Below are 22,033 nucleotides of genomic sequence, written 5' to 3' on the forward strand. Positions count from 1 at the left end.
CACGGTTGGGCTTTTTGCTTTGCGGTGACCCGTCCTGAAATAGGTTGACACTTTTTCGACGAATCGAAGAGGTGGCAAGTGGGGCAAGGGATCAAGCGGACGCAGCGCGACTACAGCCTGGCTTTTAAATTGTCGGTCGTGGAACAGGTGGAAAAAGGCGAGCTGACCTACAAAGCCGCCCAACTGCGCTACGGAATCCAGGGGCGCTCGACCGTGCTGGTATGGTTACGCAAGCACGGCTTACAGGACTGGGCCAATCCATCCGGCCGTGCGCGCTCAGGTTCCACCATGCCGAAACAAGACGCCAAACCGCTCACACCGGAGCAGCGCATCAAGCAACTGGAGACCCAACTCCGAGAGGCGCAGGAGAAAGCTGCGCTGTTCGAAGCGGTCATCGATGTGTTGCACAAGGATTACGGGATCGCCGTAAAAAAGCCTTCGGGCAGGTCCTCGCGCAAAAGCGAATCGAAAAGCTGAGCGTCGAGCGAGCCTGCCGTTACATGGGCATCAGCCGGCAAGCGTATTACAAGCGCTGCCAAGCCGAAGTGCGTCGCGGCGCGCAAGCCGAGGTCGTAACCACATTGGTCCGAGACGTCCGGTTGCGCCAGCCTCGGCTAGGCACCCGCAAACTTCATCATCTACTCGCGCCTGTTCTGGGCGAGTGTGGCATTAAGCTGGGCCGAGACCGGCTGTTCGATGTCCTGCGCGCTGCGCGGCTGCTGGTCGTGCCGCCTCGGGCTTATCACAAGACCACCCACAGCCATCACCGCTTTCGGCGTCACCCGAATTTGCTGAAAGCCGGGCCAGAGCAAGTCGTGCCTCAAGCGCCCGAGCAGGTTTGGGTCGCTGATATCACCTATCTGCCCACGGCTGGACCCTTCGTGTATCTGAGCGTGGTCACGGATGCGTTCTCACGCAAAATCGTCGGCTATCACGTCCATGACAGCTTGCAGGCCGAACAGGTCGGCCAGGCGCTCCAGATGGCCCTGCGCATGCGTCGCAGTCGCGCCTCGCTTATCCACCATTCCGATCGCGGCATTCAATATTGCTCAACCTATTACCAGGAGATTCACCGGCGTCACGGCCTGCGCTGCTCGATGACGGATGGCTACGACTGCTATCAGAACGCGCTGGCCGAGCGGGTCAATGGCATCTTGAAAGGTGAGTTCTTATTGCATCGCCCCGCCGACTTGGATCAAGCCAAGAAGATGGTCGAACAGTCGGTGCATATCTACAACCATGAGCGGCCACATAGCGCCCTCAAATACAAAACGCCCGATGCGGTGCATCGGGCGTTCTAGCGTCTAATTACTGTCAACCTATTTCAGGACTTGACACGGGATCGATGCAGGTCTTGGCTTCCCGCATTGACCACGTCACCGTGCGCGATAAATCAACGGCAAGACAGTACCGCGACGCCACCGATTTCCTGCTTGTCCGGCAAGGTCGCCGAGTAACCGATCGCGATCAAGGGCTGCGCTGCATCGCGCCCCACGACGATCGACTGCACCAACAATGCCCCAGGAGCCGAAGTACCATTCAACGGCGCCTGTGCGTTCGTCAGGGTGTATTGGTGGTTCGCGAGGTTGATCGACAAGCTCAGATTGTCGAGCGTGCGAGTCCCCAGATCGAGCGTGGCCGAACTTGCCCCGAGCGTCCCGACGACCCCGCCATTATTTAGCGCGACCGAATCTGCGATCAACTGGCTGCACGTCAACGTACCGCTCGTCGCAGACAGAGCCAGAGGCGTGCCGACCGCATAGTGAACGCCTTGCGAGCTGGTATAGGTGTTGCCATCCGTATCCATGGCCTGATTCCATCGCCCGATCGCCACGTCGGTACCGACGCCCTGGATCTCGGTCACAGCGCCATGGTCCATCCCAAGGCAGGCGGTTTCCGCGGACGATGACGCCAACGTCGTAAATGCACCGCTCGCCTGCTGAACTTGGCTCGAAGCAGGCGCATTCGGCGCCGTCATGTTCCGGTTCTTCGAAACCTCACTCGGCAAGCTCGGCACGACGAGCACCGCCAATTTCCCGTTGGTCGCGGCGACCTGGGATGCAGAGCCCTCGTAACTGTACTTACCGTTGGGCCGGCATGCCGCCTGAGCGGATGGCTGCTGCGTGGGCGAAGTCGGCGGCGTCGATTCCGGCGACGTGTCGGTCGACGTTCCCGCTTCATGGCTATTCGATGCACTCCCATTCACATCGATTGCCTGGTCATCGCCGCCGCCACATGCCGACAACGACAGTATCGAGCCCATCAGACCAGCCAGCACCAGTTTCTTCTTCATTTTTATCCCTCGATTATTAAACATACCAAACAAATCAAGCACCCCGATTCGTTCGACTTGGACCAAGTCTCCCGATGCAGGCCCTGCAAGACAACATGACGAACAGCCATATCGCCAGCCATCCCTAAATTAAAGCGAAACACCCGCTCACGCAGGGAATAAGTCATCTTCGACAAGCGGCATTTATCATCGAGGGCACTAATCTCTCAATGTTCGAGACTTTTGAAATCCCCATGGATGGATCGCCACGATAAGGACTGCTCGGCATGTCGACTTCCCCGTCCCACGGGACAAGGGACAAGGGACAAGGGACAAGGGACAAGGGACAAGGGACAAGGGACACTTCCCGTGATCCCCGCCTGTATTCAGGTGGCAGCTAGATTGCCACGCAGCCACATTTTCTTGCAGAAGACATCTTCGATGATCTCCATGCGAGTTAAAGAGTGTCAAATTGTAGCGACGACAAGAGACGTGACGAAGAAAATCATCGACTCAAACATATCGCATCACGACATCTCGAAATGTTTCGATGGGTTCACTCATCATCGCTTTATCTCAAATTCAATAATTTCGAACGATAATCGCCGAGCGAATGACAGCCTTGTGCTGCGTCCTTGCATCAATCTTGCCTTGACGCCAATTCTGACGTCGCGTTTGAAAACCTCGACTGCAGTTACCGATTTACTCATGAATCAGACAAGCGACTGATGCATTCGAGATGAGATGAAACTGATCCAGCCAGCAGATGCACGAAGGCAGAATCCTCCGTTGATCAGCGAGGCGAGCTTGGCTTGATCACAACGGTCATACGGGCAGCGAGATATGCAGGCAGGATCATGCACTTATTTCATTTATTGCATTTATTTCACTTGAGCGCTACGCTTGCTGACGTGTGCGTCAGCAAGCGTAGCGCTCACACCCTTTTGAACCTTGGAGAGAAACGTATGCGCACCGTAGAGCGGATTCGGGAAATGGCGCCGCCGCCGATGACGGAACGCGAACTTGAAATGGCCCGTATTGCACAACACTGCATCATGGAGGCCCTGGATCATTCGCGCGCGGCAACCATCACCCTGACGACAGATACCGGCGAACATCCATCCATCGCGCTTCCGCCCGCATCGCTGAAGTTCATCGGCCAGTTACTCGGCGCCATGAGCGAAGGCAGTCTGATTACCCTCGTGCCGGCGGAGCGCGAATTCACAACCGTGGAAGCCGCCAACTTCCTCAACGTATCGCGTCCGTTCGTGATCAAGGAAATCGAAGCCGGCCGACTCAAACATCGCATGGTCGGAACACATCGCCGCATCGCATTCGAGGATCTCGTCGCCTACGCGCGTCAAATGCGTGAGAAGCAAGCAGCAGCACTGGACCGATTGGCCGCCAATTCCCAGGAACTGGGACTGGATTACTGACATGGCTGGCCACGTACGCTATACGGCTCTGCTCGATGCGTGCGTCCTCTTTCCGATTGCGCTGGCCGACTCCCTCATGAGCCTGGCGACCGCGGGACTTTTTGCAGCCAAGTGGACTCGACGCATCGAGCAGGAATGGATCACCAATCTGGAAGAACATCGACCGGATCTAACAGGCAGGCTCAGTGTCCGACGCGATGGGATGCGGGAGGCGATACCCGATTGGGAGGTGAATGAGCAGGCATGGGCACCACTCGTCGGAAACATGGGCTTGCCCGATCCTGACGATCAACATGTCCTTGCTGCAGCTATCGCCGGTCATGCCGACTGCATCGTGACAGCCAATCTACGGGATTTTCCAGCGGAGATTGTCGGCATATACGGCATCGAAGTCATCCACCCCGACCACTTCATCATCAATCAATGGGATCTGGAGCCGATCGCGGCCATGTCGGCCTTCAAGGCCATGAGGGCTCGGTGGAAAAAGCCAAGCGCCACGCCCGAGGACTTCGCTCAAGTGTTTGATCGAAACGGCTTGCCGGCAACCGCTCAACGCATTCGCGAGGCAGCGGCATTAATCTAGTCGGCCCGAAAGTACGAACCGCTGCACGCGCAACGATCCGCCCTGCCAACCTCACACGCTGAACCGATTCAACGTATAAGCCCGATACGCCGCCACGAACGCATCGAATGACCCGCCATCCTTGCCTTCAAGCTGCGCCTGCTCATCCAGCGACTTCTCCGCGAGCCGCTTCGCCTCATCCGCCGCCCCCGCCTCAAGCGGCCGCGCCCGGAAGTAATCCGCATGCGCCTCGCTCTGCCGCCGCGCGAAGTCCAGAAACGACTCCCCCCGCTCCCGCATCTCGCGCAGCACCCGCGCCGAAGGCGTCGACTCCGGATCATCGAGCTTGACGCGCTGCGCCGCCACCGCGCGCGTATGCACGTCATCTCCGCGAATCTCATCAAGCACGCGCGCCGCCGCCTCGATCTTCACGAACACTTCCTCGGCCCAGTCGCGCATCGAGATCGCCGCGCCGTCGCGCACCAGTTCCAGCCCCGGCTTGCGCCCTTCCATCGTCACGCGGCCGAAGTTCGCATTGGCTTCGCGATACGCATCGCATTCGAGCTTCGCGCTGTCATCCAGCGCACACACCAGCAGATACGCATCCATGAAGCGCGCCGTGTCCAGCGCGATCCCCGTCGGCTCGAACGGATCGATATCGAGGCAGCGCACCTCGATGTACTGCACGCCGCGCGAGGCCAGCGCATGCAACGGCCGCTCGCCGGAATAGGTCACGCGCTTCGGGCGGATCGTCGAGTAGAACTCGTTCTCGATCTGCAGCACGTTGGTATTGAGCTGGATCCACTCGCCGTCGCGATGCGTGCCGATCGCCTCGTAGGCCGGATAAGGCTCGCTGACCGCCTTCGACAGCGCATCGAGGTAGGCATCCAGCGAGTTGTAGTCCGCCACCAACGCAGCCTGCGCCGTGGTGTTCGAATAGCCGAGATCGCTCATGCGCAGGCTGGTCGCGTAAGGCCGATACAGCGTGGTCGCGTCGAAGCTCTCCAGCGTGCTGTCGCGCCCGCGCAGGAAGGCCTTGTCGAGCGCCGGCGAAGCACCGAACAGATACATCAGCAGCCAGCTGGTGCGACGGAAATTGCGGATCTGCGCGAGATAACGTTCGGACTGGTAATCGACCTCGCTGGCCGCCGATTGCGCGTGCTCGCGCAGGCGCAGCCAGATGTCCTCGTGCAGCGAGTAGTTGTAGTGGATCCCGGCGATGCATTGCATGGTGCGGCCGTAGCGATAGGCCAGGCCGCGCCGGTAGATGGTCTTCAGGCGGCCGATGTTCGAGCTGCCGTAATCGGCGATCGGGATCTGGTCGTCGGCCGGCAGCTTGCCGGGCATCGACTCGTTCCAGAGCATCTCCTCGCCGAGCGAGCCATACACCTCCCGATGCAGCGCGTCGAGCCGCTCGAGCGTGAGCGCGACATCGCGCTCGGCCGGCGTGATCAGCTCGATCAGCGCCTCGGAATAATCGGTCGTCAGTGAAGGATGGGTGAGCGCGGAACCCAGCGCGCGCGGATGCGGCGTCATCGCGATCATGCCGTCGCGCGTCACGCGCAGGCTTTCCTTTTCGATGCCGCGCAGGCCGTCAACCAGACGCTCGCGCGAGGGCCCGGAGGCCAGCACGTCGAGGCGTTGCTGCAGCAAGTCGGTGTGGCTGGAAATCATCTTGTTCGACATGGATGCTAGGAAGCAGGCATGGCGGTTTGCTGCCACGCACACCGCCCGCCGGGATTGACGGTAGCGGGCACTTTAACATCTCGCCGAAAGGCCCGCTTGAGCCGCCCCGGAATCGCGCCAAAGCCAGGCTGGGCGGGGCTTTGCGCGCTGCACCACCGCCCCGCTCCACGCCCGTCGACAACCCTCAGCCGCCGCGCGCGCCGCCGGCACGGTCAGCGATTTCATTCCACAGATGCATCGCCGCATAGGCGCGCCACGGGCGCCATGCGTCGCTGCGCGCGCGCTGGCTCGACAGACGCTCGAGCGCGGGGTCGCGCGCGGCGATCGACTGCATCAGCACCAGGTCGGAAGCCGGCCAGGCGTCGGCGTCGCGCCAGGCGCGCATCGCGATGTATTCGACGGTCCACGGGCCGATCCCCGGCAGCGCCAGCCAAGCCTGCCGCAGCGCGGCCAGGTCGAGCGGCACGCCGGCCGCGTCCACCGCGTCGACCGGCACCTCGCCCGCGGCCACCGCCGCCGTCACACCTTGCAGCGCGGCAATCCGCTTGCCCGGCATGCCGATCCCGGTCAGGTCGCAGGCCGCCAGCGCGGCCGGTTCGGGAAACCACCAGCCGACAGCGGGATGCGGGGGCGCCGCGAGCGGCTCGCCGGCGCGCTGGACCAATCGTCCGATGATGGTGGTGGCGGCCTTGACGCTGACTTGCTGGCCGACGATCGCGCGCAAGGCCAGCTCGAAGGCCGACCAGGCGCCCGGCACGCGCAGGCCCGGCGCCGCGGCCAGCAGCGGCGCGAGCCAGGGATCGCGCGACAGGTCCCGGGCGATCGCCGAGGGCTCGGCGCCGCAGTCGAACATGGTAGAGAGCCGCGCGGCCAGCGCCGCGTCGGCCCGTTGCGCGACCGCGCCCTCGACGGTCGCGACCAGGCAGCAGCGACGCGCATGACGCCGCACCGTCAGCACGCCATGCGCGCCGCGATATTCGATGGCACGCAGGTAGGCGCCGTCGCTGACGGTTTCGACGCCGGGAATCGCGCGCCCGGCCAGGAAGCGCAGCAAACGCGGCCAGTCGTAGGGCGTGCGGAACGGCAGGTCGATCTCGACGCGCGCCGCTCCCTCCGTCGCACCGGCCTCGCTCGCCGACGCGCCCCTCATGCAGCGTCGTCGAGCGACAGCGCGGCCGGCTCGCCCGCCGCGTGCCGCGCCTCGGCCGCGAGCAGCGCGAGCTTGCGCGCCGTGCCCCAGCGATAGCCCGTCGCCGTGCCGTCCTTGTGGATCACGCGATGGCAGGGGATCGCCAGCGCCACGGGATTCGAGGCGCAGGCGCTGGCGACGGCACGCACCGCGCGTGGCGAACCGACCGCCTCGGCGATCTGCGCGTAGCTGCGCGTCTCGCCGTAGGGGATCTTCTGCAGGGCTTCCCAGACACGCTGCTGAAACGCCGTCGCGCTGATGTCGAGCGGCAAGGCGATGCGTTCGCTCGAACCGCGCAGATAGGCATCGATCTCGGCGAGGAAGGGCGCGAGCCGCTCGGGCGCGGCCGCGCATTCGGCATTCGCGAAGGTATCGCCCAGGTCGGCGACGAGCGACGCTACAGCATCGCCAAACGCAATCTTGCAGATGCCGCGCTCGGTCGCGGCGACCAGCACCTGGCCCAGCGGCGTCGACGCGGTCGCGTACTCGATGCGCAGCCCCGCGCCCTTGCGCCGGAACGCCGAGGGCGCCATCCCGAGCTCGCGCGGCACGGCCTCGTAGACGCGCGACGAGGACTGGTAACCGGCATCGACGGCCGCTCGCGTGACGGGCGCGCCGCCTTCCAGCGCATCGCGCAAGGCAGCACCGCGGCGCGCGGCCTGGTACTGGCGCGGCGACACGCCGACCACGCGCTTGAACAGACGCTGCAGGTGGAAAGGGCTGACATGCACGGCCGCGCTCAACTCGGCCAGCGTGGCGCGATCGCTCGCGTCGAGCACCGCGCAGGCGCGCCGCACGATCTCCACCTCGCGCGGCTCGCGCTCGGGCTGGCAGCGCTTGCAGGCACGAAAGCCGGCGGCACGCGCGGCGGCCGGATCGTCGAAGAAACTGACGTTCTCGCGGCGCGGCATGCGCGAGGCACAGGTCGGGCGGCAGAACACGCCGGTGGTCTTCACGGCATAGAAAAAAGCGCCGTCGGCATCGGCGTCGCGTGCGACGAGGGCTTCCCAGCGGGCTTCGTCGGTCGAGTACGGGGTGGGCATGATCGCCTCGCAATAACAGTGAGAACGGGTTCAACTCTACGCGGCGAGCCACCCGCTGCCTGCCGGAATCTTGCTCTGATATTCGGGTGAACTAAAGGGGGCGCCATCGCCCTGGGGATGCCGCATCCCCGCATCTGCAATTAAGCGAAAACTACACCCAAATCCGCCAGCCTTTGCCGCAGCGCGCGATCGGGCCAAAAGGGTGCGACAGAACGACTCTCTGACGATTTTTTGCAGTTGGATTATTGCGCCGCACCATCCCGCTGTGTATAGTTGGAACTGTCTCCTCCATGTCTCCTCCTGATATGGATTAAGCCCGCTCCCCTTGAGCGGGCTTTTTTTCGTCCTGAATTTCTTAGCGACGCCATCCAGGCGAGCCATCGCTTCGACGATTCTGCCCGCATCGGGCCACGCCCGCCGCCCCGCTTCCCCTGCCTGTCACGCCCTTCCCGGCGATCGTCTAGACTCGACGAGTCATTCGACAGGAGATTCCCCACGATGAAACCCCCGATACTCGGCATCGACCACGTGGTGCTGCGCGTCGCCGACATGAAGGCGATGGCGCGCTTCTACTGCGAGGTGATCGGCTGCCATATCGAGAAGGAACAGCCCGATCTCGGGCTGGTGCAGTTGCGCGCCGGCCATTCTCTGATCGACCTGCTGATCGAGAACGCGCCGATCGACCGCGCGGACAGCGGCGTGCCCGGCGCCGGCCGCAACATGGATCATCTGTGCCTGCGCGTCGAGCCCTTCGACGCCGAGGCGCTGCGCGCGCATCTCGCGGCGCATGGCGCCCGGCCGGGCGAGCCCGCCGAGCGCTATGGCGCGGACGGCTACGGGCAATCGATCTACCTGTTCGACCCGGAAGGCAACATGGTGGAGCTGAAGGGACCGCCGCGCGCCGCGGCCGGCTGAACGAGGCGCTTAAAGCACCGACGCGGGCCGGAAGCAAAACGAGGCGCGAAGAAACCGGCCCCGAATCGTGCGTCAGCCCTCGCCGCGCGGCTTGAGCACGGTCCATTCGACCGCGATCGGATCGTGCGTCGCGCTCGAGATCCACACCGTGCCGTCCTGGATCGTGCATTGCAGGCGCATGGTGCGTTCGGCCAGCGCGCCGAGCGCCTCGGCCGTACCTTCCACCAGCGACAGCACGCGCACGTTGCGCAGCCGCTCGACCTTGCCGCGCACGCCCTGCCACCAGATGTCCGAGGTGCGGCCGCCGTAGGCGATCACGTCCACCTCGCCCGAGCGGCCGCTCGCCTTGGCGATGCGGCGCTCGTCGGGCTGGCCGATGTCGATCCAGGCCTCGATCGCGCCGGTCAGGTCCTTGAGCCAGAGGTCGGGCTCGTCGGTATCGGATAGCCCCTTGCAGAACTCGAGCCGTTCGTGCGCGAACAGCGCGAAGGCGACGATGCGCACCATCATCCGCTCGTCCGTTTCGGACGGGTGGCGGGCCACCGTCAGCGAGTGATCGCCGTAGTAATGCCGATCCATGTCGGCAATTTGCAGTTCGGCCTTGTAGATAGTCGATTTGAGCGCCATCGGGGGTCTTGCCGCGTGCGGCGAAAAGTTCGGTCGGGGCGTGGATGATACCGAATGCGCGAGGCCCTCGCCGTGGCCCCGTTTCAAAAACGGTGCGGCATCAGTCTCGACGGGACGCTATGAAGATCGTCTGGTCATACAAGAAAATCCAAAACGCCCGCCGCCCGCAATGCCTAGAATGAAAGCGAGGGTGCCGTCCCGCCCGCCAGCCGCACGGAGGCCATCGTGGTCGAGCAAGTGATCCTGGGCATTTTTCTGGTGCTGCCGCTCGTGATCGTCGCGGCCCTGTTCTCCGACGAGCTGTGGCAGGAACATCGCCGGCGCCATCCGCGCGAGATGCGGCCCGTGCATGCCAGCCATATCGACTGGCGCCATCCCTGGAAACATTGGCGACGCGGGCATTGATCCCGCGCCGACGGCCCGTTCGCTGAACCGCGACGGGCACCGCTTCCTCCCCTCCTCTCTTGCCGCCGCCGGGCGCCAAGGCACGATGCCCTGGCGCCCGGCGCGTTTCGTTCAGCGCGCGAAGCGGATATCGAGCGCGCGCAGGTAGGTCTGCAAGCCCGCGTCCTGCAGCGGAATCACATAGGCCACGTCGTTCGACTCGTTGAAGTGCGCATGCCAGTAGCCCGGCGGCGTCACGAAGGCCATGCCCGGCGTCCAGTCGACGCGCACCGGATCGACGATGTTGCCGGCCTCGTCCAGCTCGGTGCCCACCAGCGTGTACACGCCCGGGCGGCAGGCGGGGATGAAGTCGAGCGCGATCGACTGGTGTCGATGCGGCTTCTGCACGCTGTTGGCCGCGATCACGCCGAACATCGCCCACATCGAATGCGTGACCGTGCGCGTCTGCGGGAAGTGGCGGTTGCCGAGCAGCACGCTCACGCGGTTGCGCAGCGCGGCGCCCGGTGCCGACGCCACCTTGTCCAGTTCCTCCCTGGCGCGCGCGGCCGGGTACAGCGTCGGCTCGAAACGCGGGCTCGCCACGCGCGTGCCGAGATAGTCGAGCAGCGGCGCGTCGTTCACGTAGTACAGGCGCGCGGTGGAATCGGCGCTCAGCGTTGCCGGCGCGCCGCCCGGCAGCGAGAAGAAATCGCCCTGCGCGAAGCGGAACGCGCTGTCGCGCTGCGCCACCGAGCCGGCGCCCTCGAGCACGTAGAACACCAGCGAGGTCGCGTTCGGATCGACGCTGAGCTGCTCGCCCGCGACGATGCGCACGAAGTTCGCCATCAGGTCCGGGCCCGTTGCGGGGTAGTCGCAGCCGAGTTCGGCCGACAGGTCCAGCGGCACGATGCGCGTCGGGCCGCTGTCGTAGAGCGAGGCGGGGAAGCTGCGGTACGGCACGCGCGAAATCAGCTTCGCGCCGATCGGGTTCGCCGACGAGGTGTATTCGAAATACTCGGCGTCGCGCATCGCGCGTTCGTCGTCGAGTTGCAGCGTGGGGGCGGGGGTCTTGTCGAGCATGATGCGGCTCCTTGATGGCGGGGAAGCGTCCGGCGCGCAGGGTCACGGCCGTCGACGTTGGAGCGACTATAGAGGCGCGCCCGGCGCCGACGGAACCGCGCCGCCGGGAAATGAGCTTTGCGCAAAAGGGACAACCCGGCCCCTGGCTTTGCCCTACACTGCATGCGACCCCAACCAGGCGCGCGCCAGCCGACGCGGCCCGTCATCCGCCATGGACTATTTCTCCGCGATCCGCGCCTTCCTGCACGCCGCCGAATCGGGCAGCTTCAGCAAGGCCGCCGACCGCATCGCCGTGAAGACCTCGACCGTCTCGCGCTACGTGAGCGAGCTCGAGCGCGACCTCGGCATCGCGCTGTTCAACCGCTCGACGCGCGGGCTGGTGCTGACCGAAGGCGGCCGCGTGTTTCGCGAGCATGCGCAGGCCGTGCTGGCGGCGCTCGACGAGGCGCGCGAGGCGACGTCCTCGCTGAATGCCTCGCCGCGCGGGCTGCTGCGCGTGACCATGCCGCGCGCCTTCGGCCTGCGCCACGTGATCCCGCACCTGCCCGAATTCACCGCGCGCTATCCCGGCATCGATATCGACGCGGTGCTCAGCGACGAGACCGTCAACCTGATCGACAACGGCATCGACCTCGCGATCCGGATCGGCGTGCTGCCCGATTCGCAGCTGATCGCGCGGCGGCTGGCCATGCATCGGCGCATCGTCTGCGCGAGCCCGGGCTACCTGGAACGGCACGGCGCGCCGGACACGCCGGCGGCGCTCGCCGGGCACGAGGTGCTGCGCTTCCCGCTGATGCCGGACGATCGCTGGTGGTTCGCGGCACGCGCGCCGCGCGACGAGGAGCCGGTCGACGAGCCGATCCCGGTGCAATTGCGCGGCCGCCTGCGCGCCGACGATACCGACGCGCTGCGGCAGCTCGCGATCGCCGGCTGCGGCATCGCCCTGCTGCCGGTCTGGGCGCTCGGCCATGCCTTGCGCGACGGCCGGCTGGTGCATCTGCTGGCCGATTGGGACGTGCAGACGGCGCGAACCGCATCGGCGATCTGGGCGGTTTATCCGCCGAAGAAGACGGTGTCGTCGAAGGTGCGCGCGTTCATCGATTTTTATGCCGATCGATATGCGCGGCAGGTGGATTGGGAAAGCTGACGACGCGACGGATTCAATAAGCGCCTGGCTGGCGCTGCTCGTAGGCGCGCTCCTGGCGCACGCGTTCGTCGCGGATCCGCTGTTCGCGCTGATGCTCGTAGAGCAGGCGCTGGTTGCGCAGCTCGTCCTGGTAATGGCGCTGGGCGCGCAGGTAGTCGTCGTGATCGTTGACGCGCAGGTAGCTCGACGCGTCGGGGCGAGCGCCGTCGAGACGCGATTGGGCCGCGGCCGGCATGGCGGCGATCAACCCGGTGAAGGCCAAGGCGCAGCAGGCGAGCGAAAACCGTGAACGTGGCGACATGCTCGTTTCCCGGTGAAAAGGTGAAGGATCACCGTAGCATTCCCGCGGCGGGCATATCGGGAGATGGCGAAGCGGATTTCGGGGATGCGAAGCGAGAAACTGTACGGGCTAGAGGATCACCTGCCCGAACCGCCCCTTGCCAGCGAACGCGTAGGGCACCTTGAAAGCGGCGCCACCGGCCATGCCTTCGGCTTGCTCGACGATGCGCGGCCACCAGCGCACAAGGGAGTACGCCTTGTCCCAGAATGTGTGGCTCGACCATCCTCGGTCGAGGAAGAACACGATCAAGCCGGCACGACGCAGGGCTTCGCGCTCCAGCCCCTTGTTCAGCTTGTCGTGGGTGACCACCGACCACCCGTCTTCCCTTGCCAGCGCGGCGATCCAGTCCGAATCGGGCGTATTCGGCGGAAACAGGTCCTTCAAATGCACGACGCGATGCCCTGAGTTTTCCGACAAGGCATGCAGCGCTCTGGCCAGAGCAGGCGGCAAGTTGTTGTCGACAAAGAAGTTCATGCGGCGATCAGGCTTTCTTCGAACGCGATGGCGGCATCCACCGATGCCACCGGAACCTCGTAGAGCCTCGCCACCATGTGCCGATCGCCCTCGGCGATGAAGGCATCGTGCAGGATCGATGTCCTCACGGCCCCATCGGTCACGACGGGTTTCCCGAACGCAATCGCCGGGTCAAGCACGACTGCCTTGCTGCGAGGCGTGGGATACCAGCGAGTCGCCACCTGGTCCGCGCCGAACTCGATGCCGCTGTACAGCGAGGGCTCGATGATTCGCCGAAAAGCGTATTGCTTGCGCACCAGGTCGAGCAACTCGGTTTCGCCGGTTTCCTCCATCGCCGAGGCGAATATCGTGCGGCCGTCGGTGCGAAACTGCCGGGAGGTGAAGGGATAGTCAGTGGCGAACAGTTCGCGGGCACGTTGGCTGGCGACGCGGATCGTCTGCAGACTGACGCCGTGTTGTCGAAACGCCCGCACGAACCGAACTTCCAGCAAGTCGTGAAAGCCGATCCCGTCCATCTGCTGATCGAATTCCGTGGCCCACAGCGGTGGAACCTCGACAGGCAGTTCCTTGCGCGGATCGCGATAGGAATAACCATCCAGCCAGCGGCGCAACTCACGGAGCGGAATTCGCGTGAGCAAGGCGGCTTCAGGGTAGGTGTAGAGACCGACGCCCGTCAGCTTCATGCGCACCTCCCTGGAAAGTTGACCGGTCGAACACTTCGCGTACTCGAAAACCACTCGATTCTACAGAATCCCGCCGACAACTTTCGACAAGTCCGCTCGATAAGGCCACCATTTACCCGCCCAGCGCCACCGTGTCGCGGACGCGATATCCCGTGCCAGCTCAAAACCGATAACTCACCCCCGCCATGCCGAAATAATTGCTCCTGGCCTGCACGATCGGGCTGTCGCCGAAGCGCCCGAGCAGGCGAGTCACCCCGCCCGTCGCCAGCACCGACCAGTGCTGCGACACGCTCCAGTTCCAGGCGACCGTCGCCGATGCGCTGTCGATTCCGCCGCCGACCGAATAAGGCTGGAAGCGGCTCGCCGCGGCCTGGGCATCGGTGACGCCATAAAAGGTCTGCCCATAACGCCCCGTGCCCGCATGCACGCTGCTGGTCACCATGATCGTGTGGTGTGCAGTCTTCAGCAGCGGCACCGCGAGGTCCAGATGCCCCGACACGCCGTGCGAGGTATGCGTCACCGGCGTATCGAGCGCGACGCTCAGCTCCGCGTCGCCGAACAGCGTCACGCCCGCGCGCACGCCCACCAGCACCGAGCCGGGGATCCGGCCCATTCCCTTCAGGTAATCCGCGCCCGGCAGGTCGACGCGGTTCTCGTCGTCGCGGCCCGGATCGTAGTTGACGGCGGCCGAGACGAACACGCCATGCGGCAGGTCGAGCCGATAACCGGCGCCATTGCTGCTGTCGATGAAAAAACCATTGCCGAACTTCGCCGCGAACGACGGCGCCGGCACGGCCCGGTACTGCTTGCTGCCCGGGTAACGCGGCGCGACGGCGGCGCCGAGCGAGACCGTGTAGTCGTTGTCCGCATGGGCGGCGGTGGCGAGGGCCAGGCCGGCGAGCGGCACATAGCGACGAAGGCGGCTGAGCTGGCCGAGGCGGCGAAGTGGGAGGCGCACGATGGTTCGATCGAGGTGAGGGAGAGCGCAGTCTAGGAGCCGCCGTGCGCCGAGACTGTCCCGAATCTGCGGGGATTCTGTGATCAATTGTGTTCAAGTGTCCGCGATTGTGCTTTCGCGGCTTTTGCCGCGACCGACGCGGATAGAATCGGCCTGCCGCGCTCCTGCCGCCTTCTTGCCGCCTTCTTGCCGCCTTCTTGCCGCCGCCATGCCGGGCAGGCCGCGGGCATTCCGGGATGACCATGACAGAAGAAACGCTCAAACATCGCGTGCTGCTGATCGAGGACGACGACCGCCTCGCCCAGCTGGTGAGCGAATATCTCGACGGCTATGAATTCGTGGTGACGGTGGTTCGCCGCGGCGACCTGGCCGTGGCCGCGGTGCGCGAGCACCAGCCGGCGCTGGTGATACTCGACCTGATGCTGCCCAACCTGGACGGCATGGAAGTCTGTCGTCGCATTCGCGCCTTCGCCGACATGCCGGTGCTGATCCTGACCGCGCGCACCGACGTCTACGACCAGGTCGCCGGCCTGGAGATGGGCGCCGACGACTACGTGACCAAGCCGATCGAGCCGCGCGTGCTGGTGGCGCGCGCCCGCGCGCTGCTGCGCCGGGCCCAGCCAGCCGGCGCGGCGCCGGCCGCGCCCGAGCTGCTGGTGTTCGGAGAACTGAGGATCTCGCCGCCCAATCGCAGCGTCACCTGGCGCGGCGAGCCGGTCGAGCTGAAGACCGCCGAGTTCAACCTGCTGCTGGTGCTGGCCCGCGCGGCCGGCACCGTGCTGAGTCGCGACGACATCCTCAGGCAGTTGCGCGGCATCGAGTTCGACGGCCTCGACCGCTCGGTCGATTCCGGCATCTCGAAGCTGCGCCGCCGCTTCGAGGATGCCGCTTCCGCCGAGCCGCACCGGATCAAGACGATCTGGGGCCGCGGTTACCTGTTCAGCCCTTCCGCCTGGGACGAGTGAATGCTGCGCCCGCTGATCAAGCTCTACCTCATCGTGATCGTCTGCGTCGCGCTGTCGATCATGTTCATCCAGCTCTCGTTCGACCGCATCTTCTTCTACCAGCGCGTCGCCGATGCCGAGCGCGAATCGCTGAGCACCTACGCCTTCGTGCTCAACGACTACCTGGAACGCCACCCCGGCGCCCAGCGCCAGCTCGCGCTGCGCGAGCTGGCGCAGCACGGCAAGGAAGGCTTCGCCTTCCTGACGATGCAGGAGGCGCGCTCGCGGCTGCGCGGCACGCCGCTGCGCGATCTCGAGGCCGGCCGGATCGCGATCGGCTACGACAGCAAGGATTACTACATGCCGCTGGCCGACGGCAGCGTGCTCCATTCGCATCCCGCCGAAACCTTCGATCTCGACATCCGCATCTACGCCTACCTGCTGCTCGCCTTCGCCACGCTGCTGGCGGTGATGTCCTGGATCCACTTCCACTGGCGCGACCTGCGCCGGCTGCAGGCCGCCGCGCGCGCGTTCGGCGCGGGGCGGCTGTCCACGCGCGTGCTGCTGCCGCGCAAGTCGAACATCTACGAGCTGTCGCGGCAGTTCAACGACATGGCCGAGCGCATCGAGGCCTCGATCAAGCAGCAGCGCGAGATGATGCAGGCCATCTCGCACGAGCTGAAGACGCCGCTGGCGCGGCTCGAATTCGGGCTCGAACTGCTGGCCGCGCCGGATGAGACGCAGCGCATGCGCGAGCGCCGCGAGGCGCTGCGGCACGACGTGCGCGAGCTCGACGAGCTCGTCACCGAGCTGCTGACGATCGGCCGGCTCGAGCAGGGCGCGAGCCAGCTCGCCGCGATGGAGGTGGCGGTCGACGCGCTGATCGGCAGCGTCGCCGGCAGCGTGGCCTTCGACGTGGCCGATCGCGGGATCGAACTCGACGTGTCGACGCGCGGCGCGCCGGCCAGCCACATCTGCGATCCGAAGTTGATCGCGCGGGCGCTGCTGAACCTGATCCGCAACGGCGCGCGCTATGCCGACAGGATGGTCCTGCTGGCGGCGACCGGCGACGCCGCCGGCGCGCTGGTGCTGAGCGTCGACGACGACGGGCCCGGCATTCCGGTGGTCGACCGTGCACGCGTGTTCGAGCCGTTCCAGCGCCTCGACGCGAGCCGCGACCGGCGCACCGGCGGCTTCGGGCTGGGGCTGGCGATCGTGCAGCGCATCGCGCTGGCGCATGGCGGGGAGGTGCGGCTCGAGGATTCGCCGCTGGGCGGGGCGCGCTTCGTGATCACGCTGCCGGGGCAACTCCCGTCGGGAGGGCGATAAGGCGTGCCGTCGAGCTTCGCCGGCACGCTGCCGGATGCCGCCATCTCCCACTCGACCCGCAATTGCCGTCGGGCATAATTCGCTCTTCCTCCAACATGCCCGGAAAAGCGCCATGCCGACGCGAGAGCTGCTGTACACGGAAATCGAATCTCATATCCGCGAGCACGGCAAGGCGAGCTTCGAAATCGGATCGATTCCGATCACGCTCGACCTCTCCCATCGGCACGAACGCTACTACGCCGCATCGCTGCTGCTGGATATCCGCTATCCGCAAGGCGACGTCGACCGGGCCCTGTTCCGCCGCTTCGTCCGGGCAGGCGACCAGGTGCTCGATGCCGGCGCGAACATCGGCGTCACGGCACTCGAGATGCTCGAGGCGGGCGCGCGCCGCGTGATCGCGGCCGAGCCGATCCCGGAACTGTATGCGCGGCTCGCGAGCCTGGCGACGGATCGCGTGGTGCCGATCCAGCAGGCGATCTCGGCCGCGCCCGGCCAGGCGACGATCACCATGTCGTTGACCCATAACCAGGGCTCGAGCCTGAAGGACGAGGTGCTTGCCCTGTTCCCCTCGATCTTCGGCGACACGCACCAGACGCTTTCCGTGGCGACCACCACGATCGACGCGCTGCGTGCCGAGCACGGCAGCTTCGATGTCTGGAAGCTCGACATCGAGGGCGCGGAAGTGGATGCGCTGATCGGCGCCCGGGAAACGCTGGCCCATCGCCCGCCTCATACCATCATCGCCGAGCTGTATGGCGATCTGCGCCATGGCTTCCGCGAGCACCTGCAACAGACGCATCCTCACGGCCATCGCGTGTTCCTGCGCAAGACCGACTACCAGCTCGACTTCGCCGATGTCGATGCCGAACCCGGCGAGCTGCACCACCACACGAGCCCGATGTTCGTGTTCTCGCAGAAGCCGGTTGTTTGAGCCGGCGCTGGAAGGAGCAGGCTCAGGACGCGCGCGGAGTCGGCGCGCGAAATCACGGGGCGACGTCACCGAGCAGCTTCCGGCGCAACGCCGGTGCTCGGGTTCGCGGGTCCAGCCAGATCGAGAAGAAGGCTTTCGCGAACACCGGGTCGTCCACCGCCACACCAGGCTGGCCGTTGCGATAGAAACGCGCGCCCTGGCCGGGCAGATAGACACCACAGAGACTATCGCCGGGCACGACATCATCGAATGCACGCACCATGTCCGCCTGCCAAGCCGCGCGGACTTCGTCCGTCAGCGCGCCGCCGGCCAGCCGGTCGATCTCGTGCATGCCGGCGCCGACCAACTGCTTGCGCGAGAAATGGCGGCGGTAGCTCAGCTCCAGCGCGAACGGCGCATCGAAATCGACCGGCGCCCGATTCGCATACAGGCGCGCGTCATAGAGGCAGATGCCGAGCACGCAGAAATCCCCCGCACCGACCAGCCGCGCCTGCGCCAGTTCATCGACGCAGCCGGCCTGCGCGCCTCGCGCCAGCAACAGCACGAGCGAGGCGAGGCACCAGCCGCGCGATGCCCACGCGACGCTAGGCATCGCGTGCAACCAGGAAGTGGACCACGTCCGTGCGCCCTTCGAGGAAGGCGGCTTCGCAATAGCCCAGGTAGAGGCGCCAAGTGCGGATGAACAGCTCGTCGAAACCCTGCTCGCGTATGGCGTCCAGACGCGCCTCGAAGGCATCCCGCCAGGCCCGCAGCGTGCGCGCGTAATCCTGGCCGAAGGCGAACACCGGCGTCGCGACCAGCGCGGCATCGCGGGCGGCCGCCACGAAACGCCCGGGGCTGGGCAGCATGCCGCCCGGAAAGATCGTCTCGCGGATGAAGTCGCTGGAGGCGCGATAGGCCTCGAAACGCGCGTCGTCGATCGTGATCGACTGCACCAGCGCACGCGCGCCGGGCTTCAGGCAGCGCTGCAGCGTGGCGAAATAGCCGGGCCAGAAGGCCTGCCCGACCGCCTCGAACATCTCGATCGAGACGATCGCATCGTACTGGCCGGCCGCGTCGCGGTAGTCGCACAAATGCACGTGCGCATGATCGGCGAGCCCCTTGCGGGCCATCCGCTGCACCGCGAACGTGTACTGCTCCTGCGAGATCGTCAGCGCGTCGACGCGGATGCCGAGCCGCGCCGCATGTTCCGCGAAACCGCCCCAGCCGCAGCCGATCTCCAGCACGCGCATCCCGGCGCGCAGGCCGAGCGTATCGACGATGCGCTGGTACTTGGCGGCCTGGGCCGCCTCCAGCGAGCGGGCCGGATCGCCGTCGAAGCAGGCGCTGGAATAGGTCCAGCTCGGATCGAGCCACTGCGCATAGAAGGCATTGCCGATGTCGTAGTGCGCGTGGATATTGCGGCGGCTGCCGGCGCGCGAGTTCGCGCGCAGCCGATGACGCAGCGCGTACCAGAGGCGCGCGAGCCGCCCGCCGTCGATGGTCGGCGCGACGGCATCCTGGTTGCGCAGCGCGAGCCTGACCAGGGCCACCAGGTCGGGCACCTCGACCCATCCCGCGCGATAGGCGTCGGCCAGGCCGATGTCGCCGCTGCGCAGGATCCGGCGGCAGGCGCGCCAGTCGTGGATCTGCAGGGTTGTGGCGGGCGCCTGATGCGGATCGCCGAACACCAGTTGCGCGCCTTCCGGCGTGACCAGGGTGAGATGGCCATGCCGCATCCGGCGCAGCAGCGCGAGGAACCATTTCGCGCTGAGCGGTTGCGCGGTTTCGGAATGGGAACGGACATGCAGCAGGTTCATGGACGAGCCTCGTGACGGGAATTCGCCGGCGCCGCGCGGCGGCGGCAGCCGGAAACGGAAGAATCGAATACGGCAGGATCGGATGTGGCCGGCTCGGGCGGCTGCGGCGGCCGGCTGCCGTGGAAGGGCACGCGCTTGCGCGCCAGTTGCAGCGCCTGCCAATGGATGCGCCAGAGCGTGCCGATCACGTCGAATGGCCGGCGCGCGAAGCGCCACCACGCGCCCGGCTCGCGCCGTTCGCGCATCGCGATCGCGGTGCGCAGCAGCAAACCCGCCTCGTCGTGATGATCGATCGCGACGTTCCAGCGGTCCCGGTCGCGCAGCACGCGAAAGCGATAACCGCCGCTCACCGTGCAGAACGGCGAGACATGGAAAGTCTTGCGGCAGTCGAGCACCGTCTCGCCGTCGATCGGCGCGTGTGCCGGCGCGCTGAGCAGGTAGCCGTGCCGCGCGCCGAAGGTGTTGCGCACGTCCGCGTACAGCGCGCGCAGGCGTCCCTCTCGATCGTGGCAGTACCAGAAGCTCACCGGGTTGAAGGCATGACCGAACAGGCGCGGCATCGTCTGGAGCCAGATCTCCCCATCGGCCGGGATGCCGGCTTCGGCCAGGCGCGCGCGCATCCACGGTTCGAGCGGGCTGCCGTCGCAGGGGCCGTAGTCGCGCGTGGCGAGGCCGAGCGGGCGCCAGCGATCGATGCCGAACCAGAACGACGAAGGGCGCGCGAAACGGTCGAGTCGGCAGGCCACCTGCAGCAAGCGATAGCGAAACGCGTGATGCGCGGGCCGCAGGCGCTCGTGCATCACCTGCCCGACCAGCAGCCGCAGGCTGTCGTCGGCCGGCTTCATGGCCGCGCCCAGCTCGGCGCGACGCCGAAATCGCGCGCCACGCGCAGCGCCGACCTGAGCCCGTCCTCGTGGAAGCCGTAGCCGGTCCAGGCGCCCGCGAACCAGGTGCCGCGCTGCCCCTGCAGCTCGGGCAGGCGCTGCTGGGCATCGACGGCGGCCAGGTCGAGCAGCGGATGTTCGTAGTGATAGCGGCCGAGCAGCGTATGCGGCGCCGGCTCCGCCAGCGGATTGAGCGTCACCACCACCGGCGTGTGGAACGGCAGCGGCTGCAACTGGTTGAGCAGGTAGCTGACGCAGACCGGCTGCGCGTCCTCGCCCTGGCGGCGGCTCAGGTAGTTCCAGGCCGACCAGACGCGGCGCCGGCGCGGCAGCAGCGCGGGATCGGTATGCAGCAGCGCGAGGTTGCGCTGGTAGCGGATCGCGCCCAGCACCGCACGCTCCTCGTCGCTGGCGTCGGCCAGCAGGCGCAGGCTGGTCGGCGCGTGGCAGGCCAGCACGATGGCGTCGAAATGCTCGGCGCCCGCCTCGTCGGTCCAGACGATGGCGCCGCCGCGATGACGCCGCACCACGCGCACGCGCGCGTTCAGGCGCACGTCGGGCAGCGTCGCCGCAATGCGCTCGACGTACTGGCGGGAGCCGCCCGACACGGTTTTCCACGGCGGCCGGTGGTTGACCTGGAGCAGGGCGTGGTTCAGGCAGAAGCGCAGGAAGGTGGCCGCGGGAAAACGCAGGACGTCGCTGGCCGCGCTCGACCAGATCGCGGCCGCCATGGGCAGCAGGTAGTGCTGCCGGAACGGCGCGCCGTAGCCGCCGTCGGCCAGTAATTCCCCGACCGAGAAGCGCTGCCGCTGGGCGGACTCGAGATGACGCTCGGCCGATGCGTTGAAGCGCAGGATGTCGCGCAGCATGCCGAGGAAGCTCGGCGAGAACAGGTTGCGCCGCTGCGCGAACACGGTGTTGAGGTTGGTGCCTGCCCATTCGAGCCGGCCTTCGTCCACCGACACCGAAAAGGACATGTCGCTGCCGTGGGTGCGCACGCCGAGCTCGTCGAACAGGGCGACGAGATTCGGATAGGTGCGATCGTTGAACACCAGGAAGCCGGTGTCGACGGGATGACGCTCGCCGTCGAGTTCGACATCCACGGTATGAGCATGGCCGCCCAGGTAGTCGGCGGCCTCGAACAGCGTCACCCGATGCTGGCGCGCCAGCAGGTAGGCACTGGCCAGGCCGGCGATCCCGGCGCCGATCACGGCGATACGGCGGCCTGGCGGCATGGCGGGAACGGGATGGGACATGGACGTCGGGCTCCGTTTGGGATGAGCTGCGTTCGGCGATTTCCTGTTGATACGGATCAGGCGCCGCGGCGGATGCAGATCGGCGCCATCTCGC

22 protein-coding genes and 1 pseudogene are annotated in these 22,033 nt (G+C 66.1%); 9 read left to right on the plus strand and 14 right to left on the minus strand.

All coding sequences use genetic code 11. From position 1 onward, the window contains the following. Positions 1–78: 78 nt before the first annotated feature. A pseudogene (locus F3J10_RS08520) lies at positions 79–1,301 on the plus strand (IS3 family transposase). A gap of 92 nt (positions 1,302–1,393) precedes the next feature. Here the strand turns inward: F3J10_RS08520 and F3J10_RS08525 are convergent. Further along, positions 1,394–2,293 (minus strand): hypothetical protein, encoded by a 900-nt coding sequence (locus tag F3J10_RS08525; protein WP_167241878.1) that lies wholly within the window; start codon positions 2,291–2,293, stop codon positions 1,394–1,396. A 944-nt stretch (positions 2,294–3,237) separates the two neighbouring features. On the opposite strand from F3J10_RS08525, the gene F3J10_RS08530 reads away from it, so the two are divergent. Continuing rightward, entirely contained in the window at positions 3,238–3,708 is a 471-nt protein-coding gene (locus F3J10_RS08530) for an excisionase family DNA-binding protein (protein WP_167241879.1), read from the plus strand. 1 nt (position 3,709) lies between these two features. Next, positions 3,710–4,291, plus strand: a complete 582-nt coding sequence (locus F3J10_RS08535; RefSeq protein WP_167241880.1) for a PIN domain-containing protein — start codon at positions 3,710–3,712, stop codon at positions 4,289–4,291. A gap of 51 nt (positions 4,292–4,342) precedes the next feature. Here the strand turns inward: F3J10_RS08535 and gshA are convergent, their stop codons facing one another. The 3 genes from gshA to ada all read right to left on the minus strand — a co-directional run bounded on the left by gshA (position 4,343) and on the right by ada (position 8,191). Next, positions 4,343–5,956: a glutamate--cysteine ligase gene (gshA, locus tag F3J10_RS08540; RefSeq protein ID WP_167241881.1), complete on the minus strand. Its 1,614-nt coding sequence runs from the start codon at positions 5,954–5,956 to the stop codon at positions 4,343–4,345. Positions 5,957–6,140: 184 nt separating this feature from the next. Beyond that, a complete protein-coding gene (locus F3J10_RS08545; protein ID WP_167241882.1) occupies positions 6,141–7,106 on the minus strand; it encodes an AlkA N-terminal domain-containing protein in 966 nt (321 codons plus the stop codon). Beyond that, positions 7,103–8,191, minus strand: a complete 1,089-nt coding sequence (ada, locus tag F3J10_RS08550) for a bifunctional DNA-binding transcriptional regulator/O6-methylguanine-DNA methyltransferase Ada (RefSeq protein WP_167241899.1) — start codon at positions 8,189–8,191, stop codon at positions 7,103–7,105. Before ada ends, F3J10_RS08545 begins: the two co-directional genes overlap by 4 nt. Positions 8,192–8,686: 495 nt before the next feature. Between ada and F3J10_RS08555 the strand changes: the two genes are divergently transcribed. Then, positions 8,687–9,103, plus strand: a complete 417-nt coding sequence (locus F3J10_RS08555; protein ID WP_013699772.1) for a VOC family protein — start codon at positions 8,687–8,689, stop codon at positions 9,101–9,103. Between the two features lie 72 nt (positions 9,104–9,175). Here the strand turns inward: F3J10_RS08555 and F3J10_RS08560 are convergent, their stop codons facing one another. After that, a complete protein-coding gene (locus F3J10_RS08560; protein ID WP_025097245.1) occupies positions 9,176–9,730 on the minus strand; it encodes a YaeQ family protein in 555 nt (184 codons plus the stop codon). Positions 9,731–9,955: 225 nt separating this feature from the next. Here F3J10_RS08560 and F3J10_RS08565 point away from each other — a divergent pair, with 225 nt between their 5' ends. Beyond that, positions 9,956–10,135 carry a hypothetical protein gene (locus F3J10_RS08565; RefSeq protein WP_013699774.1) on the plus strand — a complete coding sequence of 60 codons (180 nt, stop codon included), beginning with the start codon at positions 9,956–9,958 and terminating at the stop codon, positions 10,133–10,135. 111 nt (positions 10,136–10,246) lie between these two features. Here the strand turns inward: F3J10_RS08565 and F3J10_RS08570 are convergent, their stop codons facing one another. After that, on the minus strand, positions 10,247–11,194 hold the full coding sequence (locus F3J10_RS08570; protein WP_123036161.1) for a cupin: 948 nt from the start codon (positions 11,192–11,194) through the stop codon (positions 10,247–10,249). Between the two features lie 211 nt (positions 11,195–11,405). Between F3J10_RS08570 and F3J10_RS08575 the strand changes: the two genes are divergently transcribed. Next, a complete protein-coding gene (locus F3J10_RS08575; RefSeq protein ID WP_166912269.1) occupies positions 11,406–12,341 on the plus strand; it encodes a LysR family transcriptional regulator in 936 nt (311 codons plus the stop codon). Between the two features lie 13 nt (positions 12,342–12,354). Here F3J10_RS08575 and F3J10_RS08580 read toward each other — a convergent pair whose 3' ends face one another. The 4 genes from F3J10_RS08580 to F3J10_RS08595 form a co-directional block, all read right to left on the minus strand. Beyond that, entirely contained in the window at positions 12,355–12,642 is a 288-nt protein-coding gene (locus F3J10_RS08580) for a hypothetical protein (RefSeq protein ID WP_240155491.1), read from the minus strand. Positions 12,643–12,750: 108 nt separating this feature from the next. After that, positions 12,751–13,155: a DUF5615 family PIN-like protein gene (locus F3J10_RS08585; RefSeq protein WP_025097248.1), complete on the minus strand. Its 405-nt coding sequence runs from the start codon at positions 13,153–13,155 to the stop codon at positions 12,751–12,753. Next, positions 13,152–13,838 carry a DUF433 domain-containing protein gene (locus F3J10_RS08590; RefSeq protein WP_166912273.1) on the minus strand — a complete coding sequence of 229 codons (687 nt, stop codon included), beginning with the start codon at positions 13,836–13,838 and terminating at the stop codon, positions 13,152–13,154. The genes F3J10_RS08585 and F3J10_RS08590 overlap by 4 nt, the downstream gene beginning before the upstream one ends. Before the next feature lie 160 nt (positions 13,839–13,998). Then, on the minus strand, positions 13,999–14,745 hold the full coding sequence (locus F3J10_RS08595) for a MipA/OmpV family protein (protein ID WP_167241900.1): 747 nt from the start codon (positions 14,743–14,745) through the stop codon (positions 13,999–14,001). Positions 14,746–15,038: 293 nt separating this feature from the next. Between F3J10_RS08595 and F3J10_RS08600 the strand changes: the two genes are divergently transcribed. From F3J10_RS08600 to F3J10_RS08610, 3 genes are all read left to right on the plus strand, one after another. After that, the gene (locus F3J10_RS08600) at positions 15,039–15,761 is read left to right on the plus strand and encodes a response regulator (protein WP_105853038.1); all 723 of its coding nucleotides are present in this window, start codon (positions 15,039–15,041) and stop codon (positions 15,759–15,761) included. Continuing rightward, positions 15,762–17,069 carry an ATP-binding protein gene (locus tag F3J10_RS08605; RefSeq protein ID WP_167241883.1) on the plus strand — a complete coding sequence of 436 codons (1,308 nt, stop codon included), beginning with the start codon at positions 15,762–15,764 and terminating at the stop codon, positions 17,067–17,069. A gap of 112 nt (positions 17,070–17,181) precedes the next feature. Then, on the plus strand, positions 17,182–18,000 hold the full coding sequence (locus F3J10_RS08610) for an FkbM family methyltransferase (RefSeq protein ID WP_084152403.1): 819 nt from the start codon (positions 17,182–17,184) through the stop codon (positions 17,998–18,000). 52 nt (positions 18,001–18,052) lie between these two features. Here the strand turns inward: F3J10_RS08610 and F3J10_RS08615 are convergent, their stop codons facing one another. From F3J10_RS08615 to F3J10_RS08630, 4 genes are read right to left on the minus strand one after another with little or no spacing between them, the layout of a single operon-like run. Then, entirely contained in the window at positions 18,053–18,592 is a 540-nt protein-coding gene (locus tag F3J10_RS08615; protein ID WP_205195346.1) for a chalcone isomerase family protein, read from the minus strand. Next, a complete protein-coding gene (locus F3J10_RS08620; RefSeq protein ID WP_167241884.1) occupies positions 18,585–19,799 on the minus strand; it encodes a cyclopropane-fatty-acyl-phospholipid synthase family protein in 1,215 nt (404 codons plus the stop codon). The genes F3J10_RS08615 and F3J10_RS08620 overlap by 8 nt, the downstream gene beginning before the upstream one ends. Then, a complete protein-coding gene (locus F3J10_RS08625; RefSeq protein ID WP_240155493.1) occupies positions 19,796–20,644 on the minus strand; it encodes a DUF1365 domain-containing protein in 849 nt (282 codons plus the stop codon). Before F3J10_RS08625 ends, F3J10_RS08620 begins: the two co-directional genes overlap by 4 nt. Beyond that, positions 20,641–21,939, minus strand: a complete 1,299-nt coding sequence (locus tag F3J10_RS08630; protein ID WP_167241885.1) for an FAD-dependent oxidoreductase — start codon at positions 21,937–21,939, stop codon at positions 20,641–20,643. The genes F3J10_RS08625 and F3J10_RS08630 overlap by 4 nt, the downstream gene beginning before the upstream one ends. Positions 21,940–22,033 lie beyond the last annotated feature (94 nt).

Source organism: Burkholderia sp. Cy-637, from assembly GCF_011753175.1.
GTDB classification, from domain to species: Bacteria; Pseudomonadota; Gammaproteobacteria; order Burkholderiales; family Burkholderiaceae; genus Burkholderia; species Burkholderia gladioli.